The sequence below is a fragment of the uncultured Desulfovibrio sp. genome, assembly GCF_902477725.1.
GTDB lineage: Bacteria > Desulfobacterota > Desulfovibrionia > Desulfovibrionales > Desulfovibrionaceae > Desulfovibrio.
This window is the reverse complement of sequence record NZ_CABSIF010000004.1, coordinates 239578-258733: the sequence shown is the minus strand read 5'-3', so window position 1 is coordinate 258733 and position 19156 is coordinate 239578. Positions and strand designations below refer to the sequence as shown.

Annotated in this window: 15 protein-coding genes and 1 pseudogene; 6 read left to right on the top strand and 10 right to left on the bottom strand. The window is 56.7% G+C overall.

The window, feature by feature from the left end; all coding sequences use genetic code 11:
• Positions 1–16 precede the first annotated feature (16 nt).
• From RDK48_RS05220 to RDK48_RS05195, 6 genes are all read right to left on the bottom strand, one after another.
• On the bottom strand, positions 17–718 hold the full coding sequence (locus RDK48_RS05220) for an ABC transporter ATP-binding protein (RefSeq protein WP_022658549.1): 702 nt from the start codon (positions 716–718) through the stop codon (positions 17–19).
• A gap of 558 nt (positions 719–1276) precedes the next feature.
• On the bottom strand, positions 1277–1531 hold the full coding sequence (locus RDK48_RS05215; RefSeq protein ID WP_298992635.1) for a hypothetical protein: 255 nt from the start codon (positions 1529–1531) through the stop codon (positions 1277–1279).
• Positions 1531–2595, bottom strand: a complete 1065-nt coding sequence (locus tag RDK48_RS05210) for a DMT family transporter (RefSeq protein WP_298992639.1) — start codon at positions 2593–2595, stop codon at positions 1531–1533. The genes RDK48_RS05215 and RDK48_RS05210 overlap by 1 nt, the downstream gene beginning before the upstream one ends.
• An 11-nt stretch (positions 2596–2606) precedes the next feature.
• On the bottom strand, positions 2607–3008 hold the full coding sequence (gcvH, locus tag RDK48_RS05205) for a glycine cleavage system protein GcvH (protein ID WP_298992643.1): 402 nt from the start codon (positions 3006–3008) through the stop codon (positions 2607–2609).
• 4 nt (positions 3009–3012) lie between these two features.
• On the bottom strand, positions 3013–4440 hold the full coding sequence (gene lpdA, locus RDK48_RS05200) for a dihydrolipoyl dehydrogenase (RefSeq protein WP_298992646.1): 1428 nt from the start codon (positions 4438–4440) through the stop codon (positions 3013–3015).
• An 8-nt stretch (positions 4441–4448) separates the two neighbouring features.
• Complete coding sequence (locus RDK48_RS05195) at positions 4449–4886, bottom strand: OsmC family protein (RefSeq protein ID WP_298992649.1); 438 nt, start codon at positions 4884–4886, stop codon at positions 4449–4451.
• A 205-nt stretch (positions 4887–5091) separates the two neighbouring features.
• On the opposite strand from RDK48_RS05195, the gene RDK48_RS05190 reads away from it, so the two are divergent.
• Positions 5092–6510, top strand: a complete 1419-nt coding sequence (locus RDK48_RS05190) for a sigma-54-dependent Fis family transcriptional regulator (RefSeq protein ID WP_298992652.1) — start codon at positions 5092–5094, stop codon at positions 6508–6510.
• A 59-nt stretch (positions 6511–6569) separates the two neighbouring features.
• Here the strand turns inward: RDK48_RS05190 and RDK48_RS05185 are convergent, their stop codons facing one another.
• The 3 genes from RDK48_RS05185 to RDK48_RS05175 all read right to left on the bottom strand — a co-directional run bounded on the left by RDK48_RS05185 (position 6570) and on the right by RDK48_RS05175 (position 10696).
• Positions 6570–7559: a hypothetical protein gene (locus RDK48_RS05185; RefSeq protein ID WP_298992655.1), complete on the bottom strand. Its 990-nt coding sequence runs from the start codon at positions 7557–7559 to the stop codon at positions 6570–6572.
• 610 nt (positions 7560–8169) lie between these two features.
• On the bottom strand, positions 8170–8718 hold the full coding sequence (locus tag RDK48_RS05180; RefSeq protein ID WP_298992658.1) for a hypothetical protein: 549 nt from the start codon (positions 8716–8718) through the stop codon (positions 8170–8172).
• 91 nt (positions 8719–8809) lie between these two features.
• Entirely contained in the window at positions 8810–10696 is a 1887-nt protein-coding gene (locus RDK48_RS05175) for an alkaline phosphatase family protein (protein WP_298992661.1), read from the bottom strand.
• Between the two features lie 659 nt (positions 10697–11355).
• On the opposite strand from RDK48_RS05175, the gene RDK48_RS05170 reads away from it, so the two are divergent.
• A complete protein-coding gene (locus tag RDK48_RS05170) occupies positions 11356–12930 on the top strand; it encodes an outer membrane homotrimeric porin (protein WP_298992664.1) in 1575 nt (524 codons plus the stop codon).
• A gap of 184 nt (positions 12931–13114) precedes the next feature.
• On the opposite strand, the gene RDK48_RS05165 is transcribed toward RDK48_RS05170, so the two are convergent.
• On the bottom strand, positions 13115–13963 hold the full coding sequence (locus RDK48_RS05165) for a MerR family transcriptional regulator (protein ID WP_298992667.1): 849 nt from the start codon (positions 13961–13963) through the stop codon (positions 13115–13117).
• Positions 13964–14459: 496 nt separating this feature from the next.
• Here RDK48_RS05165 and RDK48_RS14935 point away from each other — a divergent pair.
• The 4 genes and pseudogenes from RDK48_RS14935 to cutC form a co-directional block, all read left to right on the top strand.
• Positions 14460–14696 (top strand): annotated as a pseudogene (locus tag RDK48_RS14935) (BMC domain-containing protein); the annotation flags it as partial.
• Positions 14697–14789: 93 nt separating this feature from the next.
• Positions 14790–15056 (top strand): BMC domain-containing protein, encoded by a 267-nt coding sequence (locus tag RDK48_RS14930; RefSeq protein ID WP_227117840.1) that lies wholly within the window; start codon positions 14790–14792, stop codon positions 15054–15056.
• Between the two features lie 20 nt (positions 15057–15076).
• Complete coding sequence (locus tag RDK48_RS05155) at positions 15077–16528, top strand: aldehyde dehydrogenase family protein (RefSeq protein ID WP_298992674.1); 1452 nt, start codon at positions 15077–15079, stop codon at positions 16526–16528.
• A 58-nt stretch (positions 16529–16586) separates the two neighbouring features.
• A complete protein-coding gene (gene cutC, locus RDK48_RS05150; protein WP_298992679.1) occupies positions 16587–19145 on the top strand; it encodes a choline trimethylamine-lyase in 2559 nt (852 codons plus the stop codon).
• The last annotated feature ends 11 nt before the right edge of the window (positions 19146–19156 follow it).

Genomic DNA, 19156 nt, shown 5'->3' with positions numbered 1-19156 from the left:
AAGCTGTCCCTTTTTCCTACCACCAGCGGATGAGGTCTGTGACCTGGCGGCGAAGTTCGACAAAACGCGGATCCCTGAAATCCCTCGGGCGCGGCAGGTCAACAACCACTTCCGCCCTCACCTTGGTGGGCTTGGGGCTCAGCACCAGGATGCGGTCAGCCACATACACGGCTTCTTCAATGTTGTGCGTAACAAAAAGCACGGTGCTCTTGAGGGTCTGCCACAGCTTCACAAGCTCGTCTTCAAGATAGAAGCGCAGCTTCACGTCAAGCTGGCCGTAGGGTTCATCCATGAGCAGCAGATCAGGGTTCACGGCAAAGGCGCGCGCCACGGCGATACGCTGCATCATGCTGGCCGAAACCTGGTTGGGATACAGCTTGGCCGTATCTTCCAGGCCCACCATCTCCAGGATCATATCAAGGCGTTCCCTGAGCTGCTTGGGCGGAACCTTTTTTATGCGCATGCCATAGGCCACGTTTTCTTCCACGGTAAGCCACGGCAAAGCCGTTGGTTCCTGAAACACAAAGGCCAGGTTATGCTTGCGCGGATTTGCCACTTCACCATCAATGTAGATGTTGCCGGAGGTGGTTTCCGTAAGTTTGGACATGCAGTTGAGAAAGGTTGTCTTGCCGCATCCCGTAGGCCCGACTATGCAAACCAGCTCTCCGCGCTTGATGGTAAAGTTGACCTTATCCAGAACGGTAAGATCCCCATACATTTTCGTTAGATCCCTGACTGCTATTTTAGCGTCGGAACAGGTACAGTCATCGGTTTGCTGCACGGCTGCACTCCTTGGTGAGAGTTGTTAAATGTCCCGGTCTGCCGTCCGGGTGCTCAAAAGAAGCCAAACGCCCCTGAAAGCTGCCAATGGGCTGCCGGGATAGTTGCGCGTGCTTCGAAATTCTTTGTGAGTCATTTTGCATAATATATACCATTTTTCACAACTCCTGCAAAAAACCGCTTATCGTCAGCTATTGCAGGATATTTTTTACTCAACATGCCCTTGTTGCGGCACTGATTGCGACACGAACGCGCATTTTGCGACACATGTGACGCACCCGCCATTGACACGCATATTTGGGGCTTGCGCGGGCCGCTGTACCCGATTTTTCCAGGCCACGCTAGGGAATAAAAGAACAACCCCTGCCGGGATGCCCTCGTCCCCCCATCTCTCCGCACAAGGGAGGTGACAATTACGTCGCACTTTCCTCCGCAGGGGATGGTTTGATCTTTCCGGTTTTGATCGGGCTTGCCGTTTTGCGCGGCCTGCCCTGCGCTAGATATTGCGCAAAACCCGCTGCCTGCCATCAGGGGTGATTCCGTACGCAACGCCCTGATCGGATTCATTACAAACGATCACAATACCCACACCCTTGAGGGATTGCAGCTGGGCTTCAATGTTCGCCGCATTGATCTGCCTTTCGCCCGCGTATTCTAGTTCCAAGGCCACGCACACCTCACTGGCCGTGCGGGGGATGCCGTCCAGCAGCAATCTGCCCACAGCCAACCGCAAAGGCAGCCGGATACGCATCACAGCCCATCCTGTGCCTGGCGCAAGGCGGTTCCCCCCTTGCCCTGCATGACAACCAGCACAATGCCCGCAACTATCACCACCGCGCCCGCCACAAGATTACGGGTAACGGTAACGTTGGTAAAAAGGGCGCTGAATAGTATGCCCCAGAGGGCATAGGTCACGTTCAGGGCCATGGCCCGGCACACGCCGGTCATGTTCATGGCCGTGTACCAGCAGCGGTATGAAATACAGCCCACCAGGCCAGCGGCTATGCAAAAGGGCAAACCGGGGCTGGCAAAGGCCTGCATCAGCAGACCAACTGCGTCCAGACCGGGCCGGGTGCGCTCCAGCAGCACAAAGGCCGCAGGCACGATCACCAGCACATACAGCAGGCTGGAAACGATCTGATAGACGTTCAGAGCCACGACGGGCTCAATAAAATCCATACCCGCCGTAACACACACGCCTTCCGACGCCCAGCCGAAGGCAGCCAGAAAAGCGAACCCCAGACCCAGATAAAAGGCCTGACCGCCCACCCCGCCCTGCGGCGCGGACCAGCCCACGGTAAACGCGCCCGCCACGCAAAGTGCAAGGCCGCACATGGCCCTTGCGGAAATGCGCTCTTTCAGAAAAAAGCGCGCCAACACCGCTGCGATGGCCGGATACAGGGTGGAAATGGGCAAGGCATAGGCTGGCCCTGCCAGCGAAATGCCCATCAGGTACCCCCCCATGCCGAGGGGAGCGCCCATAAAAGCGCCCATTATACAAAACCTGCCGGGCTTGCTGCAAAAGGTGCGGAACACCTCCCGCCCTTTGCCCTGGGCCACATTGAGGACAAGAGAAAGACAGGCCGCGCTGATGTCGTGACAGCCTGCGGCAAACAGGGGGGCCAACAACCAGAATTCAGGTATGCTGAACGGCTCTTTCACCAGACCCTGCTTCAGAATAGGGCCATCAAGACTGAAAATTACCCCTGTCAGCGCAGCGAGAAAAAGCCCCTTGCGTACGTATGCCGCATCCCGCGCAGAGGTGCTGCACACGCCCCTGTCGCTTTTCGGGCCGTTGCCGGAAGGGCCTTTCACCGCTTTGCCTCTTAGCCCTTGCGCAAAAGGTTGAGGTAGGCGGCGCTGTCGGCCAGAGCTGTTGCCTCGGCAGGGTCGTCCATACGGATGCGCAGCATCCAGCCTTCGTTGTAGGGCTTGGCATTGACGAGGGTGGGCGTGCTTTCCAGCGTTTCATTCACTTCAAGCACTGACCCGGCAACCGGCATGAACAGGGCGTTGACGGACTTCAGCGATTCAACGGTGCCGAATTCCTGACCGTTTTTGTATGTTGTACCCACGGCGGGCAGATCAACAAAAGCGATCTCGCCAAGCTGATCCTGGGCAAAGTCGCTGATGCCTACGGTGGCGGTTTCGCCTTCCACGCACAGCCACACGTGTTCGTCGGTATAGCGCAGGTTTTCGGGCAAAGCCAATTGGTCAAGATCTTTCATGATACTACTCCTCTTCCATACGCAGGGCAGCGTCGCCAATGGCTTCGGCCAGCGTGGGGTGGGCGTGAATGGTGGTGGCTATGTCGTTGATGGAAGCGCCCATGCGCAAAGCCAGAGTTGTTTCGGCAATAAGGTCGGTGGCGTGCGCGCCAGCCATGTGCGCGCCCAGCAGGGTGCCGTCGCTGGCATCCGCCACCAGCTTGCAGAAGCCGGGCAGCGCGCCCATAGCCTGAGCCTTGCCAAGTTCGCGCACCTGCACAACCGAGGTTTTGACCTCATAGCCCGCATCGCGCGCCTGCTGCTCGCTCATACCCACGCAGCCGATTTCCGGCGAGGTGAAGATGGCCGAAGGTACAAAACGGTAATCCATGGGAGCGCCCTTGCCGCCGGTCAGGCAGTCGTTAACGGCGCAAAGAGCTTCGGCGGCAGCCACATGGGCCAGCATGACGCGCGCAGGGCCAAGGGCATCGCCAATGGCATACACGTCGGGCAGGGATGTGCGCATGTATTCATCAGCGCGTATCCAGCCGCGTTCGTCCGTGGCAACACCGGCTTCCTTGAGGCCAAGCCCGGCGGTCATGGAGGCGCGGCCCACAGAAACAAGCACCATCTCGGCGCTGATGGGGCGCTCGGGCCTCGCGGGCGCGCCGCTCACAAAGGGCGATGGCGCAAGTACGCCGCTGACGCCGTTTTCATCCACGCGCACATGGGTGAGCGTTTGCCCGAGTTCGCAGGCAATGCGGCGCTTTTTCATCTCGCGCTGGAGCAACGTGCTGATGTCGGCATCCACCGAAGGCAGGGGCAATATCCTGTCCTGCCCTTCAATCACTGTGACAGCGGAGCCAAAAGCCCGATAGATGCAGGCCAGCTCGCAGCCAATGACGCCGCCACCCACAATGATGATGGAGGCAGGCACATGCGTGAGCTTGAGAGCATCGTCGCTGGTGAGAATGCGTTTGTGGTCGGCTGTAAGGCCCGGCAGGTTCACAGGATGCGAACCCGTTGCCAGTATGACGTAATCCGCTGAAAGACTTGAGCTTGCGCCGTTGCCGGTCACCTCCACCGCGCCGCCGCAAAGCAGACGCCCCTTGCCGCGCACCAGGGTTACGCCCAGGGCGGCGCAGGTTTTTTCAAGGCCCGAACGCAGGGTGGCGCAAACGCGCTCCTTGCGCTCGTAGACGGCCTGCGGGTCAATGCTGACGCCGCCTTCAATCTTGACGCCGAACTGCACCGCCTGTTGGGCAATCTCCAGCGCTTCCGCAGACGACTTGATAGTCTTGGTGGGTATGCAACCGTTGTTGAGGCAGGTGCCGCCAAGTTCGGCGCACTCCACGAGGGTTACGGCCATTCCGGCCTTGGCGGCCGCAAAAGCCGCCGTGTAACCGCCAGGGCCGCCGCCCACAACGATCATGCTTTTTTTCTGGTCGGACATGCGGGCTCCTAATCCTCGTCGTCGGCGAGCCTGAGGTTGTACTTCACGGGGAAGGCGGCCTCCAGCGAACCCGTGACCAGGCAGCCTTGACGCATGATCTTTTCCACACGGTCAAAAATGAATTCGTACTCTTCATCCAGATGCACGGTAACATCGATATCAATGCCCGTTACCCTGCCCCGGCCCAGATCATCGGTGCCTGTGTGCAACGTGGCCTTGGCCTCGATTTTGTCGTACTTGGCATTGCGCGTATCCAGGGCTTTGTCCAAAGCAGCGCAATAGCAGTACAGGGCAGAGGCGGCCAGGAGCTTTTTGGCCGTGCCGGAACGTTCTTCGGGCGGAATCTTTTCACCGTCTATGGTGAGCACGCCAAAGGCGCCGCTCTCCATATCCAGATCCACCTTGCCGCCGCGGCGGCAGAGAGAAACACTGAGTTCATGTGACATTTCAAAGCCTCCAGGCTGAAAAAACGCAAGAGCACTCTGCCCCCGCGCGATTTGGCCTGCCTATTGCACTAATAGTGCCATCAGATTGCCCTTGGCTTCACAACGCCATCCGCGCTTGTGTTTTATGGCACATGCCGCTAGTATCCCGGCCCGGAAGCGACATTTGTGTCGCGACAAACGACATTTTTTGCAAGGTTGCCGCCACATGCTTTCATCGCCCCCAGTTCCCCCCATTAATGTGGAAAAAAGCTATCGCCGCCTGCTCAATCACCTGCCCGGCATGGCCTATCGCTGCCGCGTTCTCAATATCGACGCGCCGGAAAGTGATTATCTCCAGTATGAACTGGAGTTTGTAAGTCGTGGCAGCTACGAGTTGCTGGGGGTGCCAGCCGAAGACATGGTGCTTGACCACCACAACACCATTGAACTGATGACCCACCCCGATGACCTCGGCCCCAGCCGCAAAGCCATCCGCGACAGTATTGTCGCCCATGAGCCATATCAGGTCATGTACCGGCTTTTACTGCCGTCTGGGCGCGTCAAATGGCTGTGGGATCAGGGGGAGGGCGTGTACGATGATTCGGGCGTTCTGCGGTATCTCGAAGGCCTGATCATGGACGTGAGCGAGCAAAAATTTCAGGAAATGGCCCTGCGCGAAGAAAATAGAGAGCTGCGAACCTCTGTTATCAATCTTTACGGCCTTGGCAACATTGTGGGCAAAAGCGAGCCCATGCGCCGAGTATACAGCCAGATTCTCAAGGCGGCAGAAACAGATTCAAACGTCATCATTTACGGTGAAACCGGCTGCGGCAAAGACCTTGCCGCCAAGAGCATTCATGAATACAGCGGGCGCAAGGGCCGTTACGTGCCGGTAAACTGCGGCGCAATCCCCGAGCAACTGCTGGAGAGTGAATTTTTCGGGCACGTGAAGGGGGCTTTTTCCGGCGCGCATGCCAATAAAGAGGGCTACATAGGCGCGGCCAACGGCGGCACGCTGTTTCTGGACGAAATAGGCGAACTGCCCTTGCATCTACAGGTCAAGCTGCTCAGAGCCATTGAAAACAAGATGTACACTCCTGTGGGCGGCAATACGCCCAAGGAATCATCCTTCCGCCTTATTGCGGCAACCAACCAGGATCTTGCAAAAATGGTGCGCGAAAAAACCATGCGCTCCGATTTTTATTACCGCGTCAACGTGCTTTCCATCACCCTGCCGCCCCTGCGCGAACGTCACGGCGACATTGCCCTATTGGTGGAGGCGTGGCTTGAAAAGCGAGGCCTGAACCTTATTCTGCCGCCCCATGTGCGACTGGCCGTGGAGCAGTACGACTGGCCCGGCAACGTGCGTGAACTGCACAACTTTCTTGACCGGTACCTTGCCTTTGGCGACGAGGCGCTTCTCTCGCTGGGGGACGCTGGTCGGGCCGACCTGCTGCTCAACACACCCCAGGGCATCAGCCTTGATCAGGCAGTGCTGCAACTTGAAGAACGTATGATCCGGCAGGCGCTTGAAAAGTGCCGCTGGCACAGGGGCAAAGCTGCAGAAGAGCTGGGGCTGAACCTGCGCACCCTGCAACGCAAAATGCGCAGAATGACCGGGGGGAGTGAAAAGCTGCAAGGTTAGAGATTACAATGGTCTATAACCCATTGAACCAATAAACTGTCTTCCTGTAGTGCAGGAACTCAGGCACTGTGGGAACGCCTTGCGATGCCTTCCCGGCATACGGAGACAGGATCAAGGCCAAAACAGCGGCATAATTCCTCAGAAATCATGTGGTTTTTATCAAGCAGCATAGAATAGTCGTTGTCCACCCAGGACTCAATGTCCGAAATTCCATCGCGGTCAACGGCTTTCCAGCCCACGCCGCCCTCATCTGGATCATCCCATTCCCGCACATATTTCAAGAAAAATGTCAGTATTTTCAGGCTCGGGCTGAAATGGACTTTGACACAAGAACATACTGCCCACACTGACAGTTCCTTGCGTGAGGTCTTGTACAATACAAGATGCAACACAACTGGCTTGTTTAACTCACTGCGGGGATTTTCAAAACCTTTAAGATTATCAAGTTGCACTCTTAATCCACCTGCGGACAGATTCACAACCTGTACAGCAGAACATATATTGTCACCAAAAAATCCAGAACTCGTCTCATTCATGTCATTCACAGATTTAGGCAACTGCTTGTTGCAAATCCACAGAGAACTTTTTTTGAGCATCAGAGGCGTGAGACCTACACGCTCATGTCGCTGCAGATCACGCTGCACATATGTTTTAGGCATGGAAACTTCAACAAGGCACTGCTTTGATTCTGTATCTATAAAATTTGCGATGATTCGTGTTTTAAAAATGAAACCATGCCTGATTGCAGGATATGAAATTCCAAGATATTTTTCAGCTATTGCATGAGGTACTTTTACATACAGACTACAGCGCTCTCCTTTAAGAATATCAGGCAAAAAACGCTTGTTTGATTTGAGCAATATTTTTTGTGGTGAAATATACAGAACATCGCAGGCAACATTTTCAAGCTGGCGTTGTCTGTCTACAAAAAAGAGCCGCAATAACAAATAGTCCCTTTGTGCGACCACAAAGATTTTACCGGGTTGAACGGATCGAAACCGGAGCGATGCCCTCCAGAAAAAGTCAACAATTGTTCTGAGAAACTTCATGCATTCCCCCAATTGTCAAACTGAAATTTATAATCGCGACTACCCTGCATTCAAATCTGACAGAAATTCGCAGGGTGTTCAGCCTAACGCAGCTCTTCGCGCCACTTTTAATGAAACAAATACTTTCCCATTTATTATTTACAGATGCACCGTTAATAACAAATGCTGACTATTATCAAAAAAAACAACAGCCATAATTTAAAAAGCACTTCTGATTACTTCATTTTAATGATTTCAAATTTATCAGAGAATAACAAGTACACAGACAACAATACAGCACAAAACACAAATAATAACGCAACAACAAGCCGTTATAAAAATACAATAATGCTAACTATTGCCACATACATATAGCTATATTTTTATTATCACATAAAAAAAATCACAATCAACAGTTATCGCAAAATTTTATCAACAGCAAAGCTGCGTTAAACAGGTTTAAGTTGCCCGCATACCGATAAAACAACAGCCTGCGAAGACTGAACATAAAGCTCAATCTCCGCAGGCGTTTGGAGGAAGGTATGGGTCGGAACCGCAGCACGGCTGCGGTTCCAGATAACCGCGCACGTCATGCCCCCACACGGCAGGCGCGGTCACAGCGGCAAGGAATTTAAGCGCAGTCGTGCTTGTCCCAGGGTTCGCGGTTATCACGCTGGATAACCGATTCCATGCGCACCAGGGCTTCTTTGAGCTTTCTGATTTCATCAAGCTTGAGGTTGGGATTTTTCATTGCCTGATAAATGATACCCCCGGTGCACTGGGCGCTGACGGGCAGATCCGCAATGGTGGCAATGGTAACGGCAATATCCTGCGCGTTAACGGCGCGGGCAACGGCCCCGGCCTTGCTGTCCACAGCCAGACCGTAGAAGGCCACGCCGTCAGCGGCGGCAACCACCACCAGGGTGCGACGGTCAGCGGCTTCCAGAGCGGCAGCCAGAGCGGCTTCGTCACCCTGCACCACCAGCAACGCGTCTTCCGCGCCTTCAAGGGCGGCAGCTTCAACCTTTTTGCCGCCAAGTTCCAGGGCCAGAGCTTCCAGACCAGCGCTGTCGGCATTGGCCAGCAAAACGGCCTTTTTCTTCAGCTTGTCCAGCGCTTCGGATGCGCCGCTGAGCGCAACGGAAGGCAGCATCAGGAGAATCGCTTTCTTTTCAGCCATGATCTTATCCTTGTCGTCTGCCCCGCTGATGCGGGGCTTTGTGTTTTATCGCGCCGGGGCAAAAGCCGCGCCCTTGCCCCGGCATGGTGAATTAATCGACCAGATTGGGGTTTTCCATGATCTGGTAAATGGGCGCGCCTTCGGCGTCGGCGGGCACAGGATTGCCCGTGATGTAGCAGAAGGTGGGCACAATGTCGGCCAGCCAGCGCGGACGGGTATAGCGGTAGCCCTTGCGGATGTTGGGGCCGCGGAACATGAGCAGGTTCTTGAGGCTGCCGCAGCCGGATTCGCCGGTGGGCAGGCCGTAACCGTGTTCGGCCATGTATTCGGGTTTGAGCACGTACACCACATCGCCAGCCTGCGCGCCGCCCATGCCAAACACGTGAGCGTCTTCCTTGCGCACGGCAAGCAGCACGGGGCGGTCGCCCGTGTCGGGATGCTTGTAGTCCAGCAGGGCGTTGATGATGCGGTCGCGCACGTTTTCGTAGTCTTCCTGCTCAACAATACCGCCGGGGTAACGGCCCTTCAGGTTCACGTACACGAACATGTAGCGCTGCGGCACGGCAAGCGACTTGCTCACATCAAGCACGTAATTGAAGCCTTCGGTTTCCTCGTAGATATCCCAGTAGTTTTCAGACTTCTTGGGTTCGTAAGAGCACAGACCCGCTTCCTTGAGGGCGTGGGCCGTGTTGAGGATGGGGCCGAGGGGCGTTGCGCCGTGGTCGGAGCATACGCACATGACGGTTTCATCGCCCATGATGTCCATGAGGCGGCCAAGCAGACGGTCTTCCACTTCGTAGATGTAGCGTTCCATCTTTTCGGCCTTGGTGCGAACCGCATCGTCCGTGCTGTCCAGCTCGCTGAGCCAGCCGTGGTAGAACCAGTCAATGGGGTGGGAGTGCATGTAGAAGAGATCCCAGTCCGCATTAGCCTTGATAAGCGACTCAATGGTGTTCCAGAGCCATGCGCTGTGAAAGTCCACCAGTTCGCACACGGTGTCGGTATCAATAATGCCGTGCAGATAGGCAACCAGACCAATATCGTTGGCCGTGATGTGCTTGCTGAAGTCAATCTGCGCGGCGGCTTCAGCCGGAGCGATAAAACCGCAACGGCCAGCAATGCCGGAAATATACAGTTTGAATTCTTCAGCATCGTCAGAAAGCTGCATGAGCTTGGCGCGGAACACGCCTTTTTCGGTGCGGCCATCGGCCTTCACGGTAAAGTCGTGCTGGGCGGGTTCGCTCCACTGGCCAAGCTGGATGGTAAAGAAGGCCTTGGCGTAGTCCTTTTCAGGGCAAAGGGCCATGCGGTCATAGCCTTCATCGCCACTCTGCCACACAAGGCAGTGCCAGGTCTGGTCTTCCAGGGGTTCTATGGCTTCCTTGAAGTGCATGCGCACGTTCATTTCAAGGGGTTCTTCGCCTTCCGGCAGGTTGGCCCAGCCTTCGGCATCGTCAAAGGTGCCCTGCGAACCCATGGGATAAAAATCTGTGGAGATAACGCTTTCAGAGCACAAATATTCCTTGTGCTCATTGCCATGCAGGGGCCAGCGCGTTTCGGCGGGGCTGAGGCCCTCGCCCATGATCATGACGCCGTGCTGCATTTTGGACGGCCACGACATGGGGTAGTTGACCACGAGGCACTTCTTGCCAGCTTTGTCCCACGCGTCCCAGATGGTCTCTGCGGTCAGGATGGTGGAGCCGAAAGCCTGTGAGGTTTCCTTGTAATCAAGGCTGCGGCCTTCATGGTAGTAATAGTAGTCTTCCACGCCGTGGGTGCGGGGCCATGCGCCCGTGCAGATAGTGGCCCAGGACGGCGGAGTGACCGTAGGCAGATTGAAACCTTCGGGAATGTAGCTGCCCTCCTGCATGAACTTTCTGAAGTTATCGAGCCCCCCCTGAGCGAGCATTACTTCAAGCCTTTTAGGAATAAGGCAGTCGTAACCTATAAGGGCGGCGCGCTTTGCTTTTGCAGCCATGATTAAAACTCCTTCGTAGTACCGACGGGCACTGTTGTGATATTAACGCGCCCCTCCTTTCAATTTACATGCCAAATGATTCACAACGTCCCCTGCCCTTTTGCTATCCCCGCCAGACCTCACTTTTTCCCAATACGTTCTTTGCGGAACATGCCGCACCGTTCAAATTAGCGACAAATATGTCGTACTTTTCAATAAAAACCGTTATCATACTTAATTTATTAAATTTTTATGAAAAATTTTTTTGTCGCAACATACGACAACTCTGCCGCGTATTTACCCCATTCACAAGCAATATAGCAAAAAAGTAAATTATTTCAGCATGGTGAAATTTGGCACACAGGATGCAAACATGCAACAAACCTGTTCCCGACCAAATACCTTGTGAGGCGTCCTTGGCTGCACCCATGCCTGTTGCTGCTTTCCGCAGCTCCCTCTTTGCACAAAAGCACCTGCACGGCATTGCGCCCTGCGACGGCCGCTTTGCGCAAAGCGCCGCACCGTCCCCTTGCATCCCTTACATCCCCTGCACCAGACCAGCCGGGCCGGGCCTCGCCCGGCAGGATCGGATACGCTTCCCTTGAGCGCGGACAATTTCGCCCGCGCTCTCTTATGGATCAGGCTGTAGCAAATGGATAACGTTTAACTTGGGAGGTACTATGTCTTTGAAACGGAAAACCATTCTTTCCGCAGCAGCTCTTGCGCTTACATTGGGGTTGGCGTTTGGGCAGTCTGCCGAAGCGGTGGATTTCAAGGCAAGGGGCATCTGGTCGATGGGCTTTGGCGTGGGCGATTCCAGCCTGACCAAGGACGTGACGACCAATGGGGCAAAACAGAAAGCCAACAACTCTGACCAGTTTGTTTCGCGTCAGCGCGTTCTGCTTTTCCTTGACGCCATTGCTTCTGAAAACCTTATGGGCAGCGTGCAATTCAAGCTTGGCCCGCAGGATTGGGGCAGATCCGGTCAGGGTTCCGCCCTTGGTGCGGACGGCACCCTGGTGCGCGTGACCCAGGCCAACATGCAGTGGTCGGTTCCGCAGACCGATCTGAAGTTCAAGATGGGCTTGCAGTATCTGGCCCTGCCCAACGCCGCTGGCGGCTCTGCGGTGTTTGACACCCAGGCTGCCGCTGTGGTTGGCAACTATGCCTTCAACAAAAACGTGGGCCTCACCGCCCTGTGGATGCGCCCCTTCAACGACAACTATCAGGGCGGCACCTACAACAACGTGATCAGCAACGACAAGGCCAGTTATCTTGATAATATGGACCTGTTTGCCCTGAGCATGCCCCTGACCTTTGACGGCATCAGCATCACCCCATGGGTCATGCCCGGCATGATGGGCCGCAACACTGGCAAGTTTGGCGCGTTCACCAACTATGGGCTCAATGATGGCTCCCCTGCCACCACCCTGTACCCCTATCTGAACAAGATCGGCGCGGGCCACGGCCTCAACGTGACCGGCGTGACCAATGCCTCCAAGGAATACGGCACCGTGTTCTGGGCTGGCCTGCCTGTCAAGATCACGGCTCTGGAACCCTGGAACATTGAATTCGACACCAACTACGGTTTTGTCGAACAGATGGGCAGCTTCAATGTGATGCGCCGCAACAACGCCAATGATGTGGTGCACGGCAGCACCCAGCGCCAGGGCTGGCTGGCCAAGGCCCTTGTGGAATACAAGCTCGACTGGGGCGTGCCCGGCGTGTTCGGCTGGTACGCTTCCGGCGATGACGGCAACGTCAAGAACGGTTCCGAGCGCCTGCCTTCCGTATGTGCTTACGGCAACTTCACGTCCTTCATGGGCGATGGCAACCTCGGCTGGAGCCCCAACGTCAACTTCATGGACAAGTCCCTGTCCTACGCGGGCACCTGGGGCTTTGGCGCGCAGATCCGCGACGTCAGCTTCCTCGACAAACTCACCCACACCTTCCGCGTGGCCTACTGGGGCGGCACCAACAGCCCCGCAATGGTCAAGTACATGGACCATGCCAATGCGTGGGATTCCACGTCCAACATGTTTGACGGCCCTTACATGACCACCAACGATGGTCTGCTGGAATTCAACGTGATTTCTTCCTACAAGATTTACGACAATCTTGAGATGAACGTTGAACTGGGCTACGTGGCCAACTACATGGACAGCAGCACCTGGAACAAGAGCTACCAGAACTTCGGCTCCTACTCCAAGCAGGACGCCTGGAAGGGTCAGGTGGTCTTCCAGTACAAGTTCTAAAGATCCGGCGGTTCCTTCCTCCGGTACAGGCCTGCTGCCGACCACGCATACTGGTCGGCAGCAGGCCCATTTTTATGCCCAGTGCTGTAGATAGTGCGCAAAAAGGCCGTTGCCCGGACTCTCCAGGCAACGGCCTTCACTTTTGCCGGGCTGTGCCAAACACCGCCCGGCGGCAACGTGCCGCTTAAACGAATGTGTCGTTGGGGCGGCGCACCCGCACGAGGACCTCGGTCACAAAAAGCGCTTCATTGTTGGTTGTCCAGTAATCGGTGACATACCGTTCAAAGGCATCAGGGGCATGCACATAGCTGCTGGATGCACACCAGCGTTGCAGCTTGCGGTAGGTGTCGTTGATGTTTTCATAAGGGCCAATGTGATAACAGCTCGCCATGAGCACGCCCCCAAGCGTCTGCATCAGCTCCGGCTTACATGGGCGCATGGGACGCTGCAAAACCTGTATGGGCTGCTCCACCTTTTTCAACCTCTCTTCCACCGAAGAAAAATGAACAATGACCGGCCCGGCGATGTTATTATCCAGTGATTCAACATAATTGGTGAATCCCATATTGATGATGGTGGACTTGATGTCCAGAGAGAACACCTCGTCATGGAACAGCAGATTCTGCGGCGGAACATATTTGACCGAGACCTGCCGCAGGTCGTTATCCAGCACCATTTCCGCCTCGTGCAGCAGCTCAAGCCAGTCATGGATGGAGGCCGAGCGCAAACGCAGCACGTCTTCCTCCTGCCGCAGGTCTTGCATCTTGGTAGTAAACATCTCGCGCAGTGCCCTCAGCGAGGCGTTGCTGTCCGCATCAAAGGCCGCGCGGATTTCTTCAAGCCGGAATCCCATCTGCTTGTAATATTTGAGAGGCGGCACGGAGAGCACATCTTCATGCGTGTAATAGCGATAATTGTTGGCCCCGCGCAGGCGTGGCGTGATGAGGCCCAGCTTGTCGTAAAAACGCAGGGCCTTTTTTGAAATATTCGAAGTCTCGCTCATTTCGCTTATGGTGTAGCGCTGAGAATTCATGAAGCTCTCCTGAATGTGCGGTGTCCGGCTTGGGGCATACCCTCCTTGATAGTGCAAAAGTCGTTCCTGCCTCTTCCCCTTACAGCCCCCCACCCTCAAGGCGCTCATGCAATCTGAACCATCTGTGTGCGCCTGCTTCCCCAAATCTGGCCCAAGGTTCCAGTTTTAGGGAAGGTCGCCGCCCATTGCCGCAAAAAGCAGACATTTTTGCGACAGGCCCGTAATTAAACGCAAAAATGCCGCTGACCCTTCTGCGCGCTCCGCAGCCGCCACGCGCTCGCATTGCCGCGCAGCAGGCGGAAAAATCAAAAAAAAGCCCTGTAAAGGGCCAAAACCCGCACACCGCAAGGGCTGCAACAAATTTCACACACAAGACGAAAAAAATCGGGATATGGCTTGACTTTTCCCTATAGGGGAACGGCTAGAAAGGAACTAGGAGATTTGCTCCGCCCGGCTACGCCCGGACACGAACACGGGTCCCCACGAGGTGAGTTGTATGCAGTATACAGGTGAAGAAGCCCTTGGCCTGATTGAAACTCTTGGCATGGTTCCGTCCATTTACGGCGCGGACAGCATGCTCAAAGCCGCAGATGTCGATCTTGTCGGCTACGAAAACGTTGGCTCAACGCTCGTTACCATCATGGTTCGGGGCGATGTGGCCGCAGTAAAGGCCTCTGTTGACGCTGGCGCCGCTGCTGCCGCCTCTGTGGGCAAGCTTACGGCCACCAACGTCATGCCCCGCCCCGCGCGCGGCATGAGCGGCATTGTCCGTGCGCATACGCTGGACGAAATACAGGAAGACGACCCCGGTCTGCGCGCTCTGGGCATGATTGAAACCTTTGGCATTGTCTTTCTTATGGAAGGCGCGGACGCCATGATCAAGGCCGCCGACGTGGAACTGATCGGCTACGAAAACGTGGCCTCCGGTTACTGCTCCGCCCTGGTGCAGGGCGATGTGGCCGCTGTGCAAGCCGCAGTGGCCGCTGGCATCAAGGCCGTGAACAATATGGGCGCTACCGTTTACAGCTCCGCTGTGATCCCCACGCCCCACCGTCGTCTTGTCAGGCTTGTAAGGCGCTACGCCCTGAGCTGACCGGGTTCATCGGAGGAAACATGATCGGCGACAAGGATCTTATTTCCATCCAGCAGGCTCGCATCCTTGCTGAAAACGCGGCTGACGCTCAGACGCGGCTTTCCGCCATGCCTCAGGAATCACTGGACACGGTGGTGGAAGCCATGGCTGAAGCCGCCGCCGCTGAGGCCCAGTCGCTTGCCGTCATGAGCCACGAAGAAACCGGATGCGGCGTGTGGCAGGACAAAATGGCCAAAAACCTTTTTGCCTGCCGCCGCGTCATACAGAGCGTACGGGGCATGCGCTGCGTGGGCAAACTGCCCCAGAGCGCCGATGCTGCGCAACACGTGTTTGAAGTGGGTGTGCCCGTGGGCGTTATAGCCGCCCTCAGCCCCTGCACCAACCCGGTTTCCACCACCATCTGCAATGTGCTTGCGGCGGTTAAGGCGGGCAATTCCATTGTGGTTTGCCCTCACCAGCACGCCGTGGAATGCACCAGCCGCGTGGTGGCGGCCATGTCTGCCGCCGGTCAGGCCCACGGCCTGCCCGAGGGTTCTGTGACCTGTCTGACCATGGTCGCCGACAGCGGCATTGAAGAACTCATGCGCCACCGTCTTGTGGCTCTGGTTCTGGTAACCGGCAGGGACAGCATGCTTGAGGCTGCGCGCCACAGCGGCAAGCCCTTCATTTACGGCGGCATGGGCAACGGCCCGGCCTTTATTGAAGCCACTGCCGACATTTGCAAGGCCGTGGACGACATTCTTGCCAGCAAGAGCTTTGACAACGGGTTGGCCCCATCTGCCGAGCAGTGCGTCATTGTGGACGGCAAGATCGAGCCGCAGGCGCGCCGGGCATTTGAGGCGAACGGAGCCTGTTTTATCAACGAGGCGCAGGCCCTGGCCCTGAGCGAAACCATGTTTCACCCCAATGGCCGCCGCAACCGCGCCATGCTGGGGCAATCGGCAACAGTGCTGGCCGAAAAGGCGGGCATTGCCGTGCCGCAGGGCACGCGTGTGCTGCTGGTTGAACGCCGCTACGTGGACCCCGCCGACCCCTTTATCAGGGAACTGCTGGCCCCTGTGCTTGCCTATTATGTTGAACCGGACTGGCGGCATGCCTGCGAAAAATGCCTCGAACTTCTGCTGCGCGAGGGTCACGCCCAAACCATGACCATCCATAGCCAGGATGAAGAGATCATCCAGCAGTTCGCGCTCAAAAAGCCCGTGGCCCGCATGCTGGTCAACACGCCTGCCGCTTTTGGCGGCATGGGCCTCACCACCGACCTTTTCCCTTCCATGACGCAGGGCAGCGGTCTGGCCGGGCACGGATTCAGCTCCGACAACATTTCACCAATGAATCTCATTTATCGGCGCAAGGTGGGTTACGGCGTTCGCGGCTTCTCGTTCAGGGAACAGCAGAGCGACCAGACCGACCCCGTTTCAGACGCACTGCGGCGCGTTTTGCGCAAGGCTCTCAATGAATTGAACAGGTGATGCGGAACAAGCCCCGGCAACAGCCGGAGCCGCCATCGCAAACCATGGAGGAATCAACGTGGATCTTCATGATTTTACTCAAAAGATAGCAGAAGTCACCAAAAGCCTGACGCCCGAAGAGCGCGAAACGCTGCGCAAGATATTTGCCACGTCTTCCGGCTCGGCTGTTACCCTTACGCCCACTGCCTCCGCGCAGCATTCCGGCCCCAAGGCTGGCGTGTCTGACGGCGTCAACGTGCCTGACGGCCCCACAGAGCGCCACCTCAAGCTCAAGACCAACTATCTTTTGCAGATGCCGCGCATCACCATTCACCGTGCGCGCGCCATTACCAAGATTGACAGCGAAAACCCCGGCATGCCGCGCATCCTGCTGCGCGCCAAGGCTTTCCGCTACTGCTGCGAAACAGCGCCCCTGGTCATTCAGGATAACGAACTCATCGTGGGCGCACCCAACGGCGCGCCGCGCGCTGGCGCGTTCTCGCCCGACATTTCCTGGCGCTGGCTGCGCGATGAGCTGGACACCATCGGCTCCCGCCCGCAGGACCCCTTCCATCTTGCTGAAGAAGACAAGAAAGTTCTGCGCGAAGAAATCTTCCCCTACTGGGAAGGCAAGTCCGTTGACGAATACTGCGAGGCCCAGTACCGCGAAGCCGGTCTGTGGGAACTTTCGGGCGAATCCTACGTGTCCGACTGCTCGTACCACGCCCTCAACGGCGGCGGCGACTCCAACCCCGGCTATGACGTGATCCTGATGAAAAAGGGCATGCTGGACATTCAGCATGAAGCGCAGGAGCACCTGACGCACCTGGATTACGCCAATCCCGAAGATATCGACAAAATCTACTTCTACAAGTCGGTTATTGAAACCACCGAAGGCGTCATGTGCTATGCAAAGCGCATGTCGGAATACGCCGCCCAGCTTGCGGAAAAAGAACACGATCCCAAGCGCAAGGCCGAACTGCTCAAGATTTCCGAGGTCAACGCCCGCGTTCCCGCCCACGCTCCCACCACCTTCTGGGAAGCCATTCAGGCTGTGTGGACCGTGGAATCCCTGCTGGTGGTTGAAGAAAACCAGACCGGCATGTCCATTGGCCGCGTTGACCAGTACATGTACCCCCTCTACAAGGCCGATATCGAAGCTGGCCGCATGACCCCCTGCGAGGCCTTTGATCTTGCTGGCTGCATGCTGATCAAGATGTCTGAAATGATGTGGCTCACCAGCGAGGGCAGCTCCAAGTTCTTTGCCGGATACCAGCCCTTCGTGAACATGTGCGTGGGCGGCGTTACCCGTGAAGGACGCGACGCCACAAACGAGCTGACCTACCTGCTCATGGACGCCGTGCGCCACGTGCGTATTTACCAGCCCTCGCTGGCAACCCGCGTGCACAATTCCTCGCCGCAGGAATACCTCAAAAAAATCGTGGCCGTCATCCGCTCCGGCATGGGCTTCCCCGCTGTGCACTTTGACGACACCCACATCAAGATGATGCTGGCCAAGGGCGTGAGCATTGAAGACGCCCGCGACTACTGCCTCATGGGTTGCGTGGAACCGCAGAAAGCGGGCCGCCTCTACCAGTGGACCTCCACAGCCTACACCCAGTGGCCCATCTGCATCGAGCTGGTGCTCAACCACGGCGTGCCGCTGTGGTACGGCAAGCAGGTCTGCCCCGACTCCGGCGACCTGAGCCAGTTTGACACCTACGAAAAGTTCGAAGCCGCGGTGAAGGAGCAGATCTGCTACATCACCAAGTGGTCCAGCGTTGCCACGGTCATTTCCCAGCGCGTGCACCGCGACTTTGCGCCCAAACCGCTCATGTCCATCATGTACGAAGGCTGCATGGAACACGGCTGCGACGTGGCCGCTGGCGGCGCCATGTACAACTTCGGCCCTGGCGTGGTCTGGAGCGGTCTTGCCACCTACGTGGACTCTATGGCCGCCATCAAGAAGCTTGTGTACGAAGACAAGAAGTACACGCTTGAATACATGAACGAAGCCCTCAAGGCCGACTTCAAGGGCTACGACGCAGTGCTGGCCGACTGCCTTGCCGCGCCCAAGTACGGCAACGACGACGACTACGCCGACGACATCGCCGCCGACCTCGTGTCGTTCACCGAGCAGGAGCACCGCAAGTACCGCACGCTCTACTCCATTCTGAGCCACGGCACCCTGTCCATCTCCAACAACACGCCCTTCGGCCAGCTGCTTGGCGCATCCGCCAACGGCCGCAGCGCATGGCAGCCCCTTTCCGACGGCATCAGCCCCACCCAGGGCGCGGACGTCAAAGGCCCCACCGCCATCATCAAGAGCGTGTCCAAGATGTCTAACGACAACATGAACATCGGCATGGTGCACAACTTCAAGCTCATGTCCGGCCTGCTGGATACCCCCGAAGGCGAACAGGGCGTCATCACCCTCATCCGCACGGCCAGCATCCTTGGCAACGGCGAAATGCAGTTCAACTACCTGGATAACCAGACCCTGCTTGATGCGCAGAAGAACCCCAAGGACTTCCGCGATCTGGTTGTGCGCGTGGCTGGCTACAGCGCCTTCTTCATCGAGCTGTGCAAGGACGTTCAGGACGAAATCATCAGCAGAACCGTGCTGCGCCACTTCTAGGCCGCCCGGTA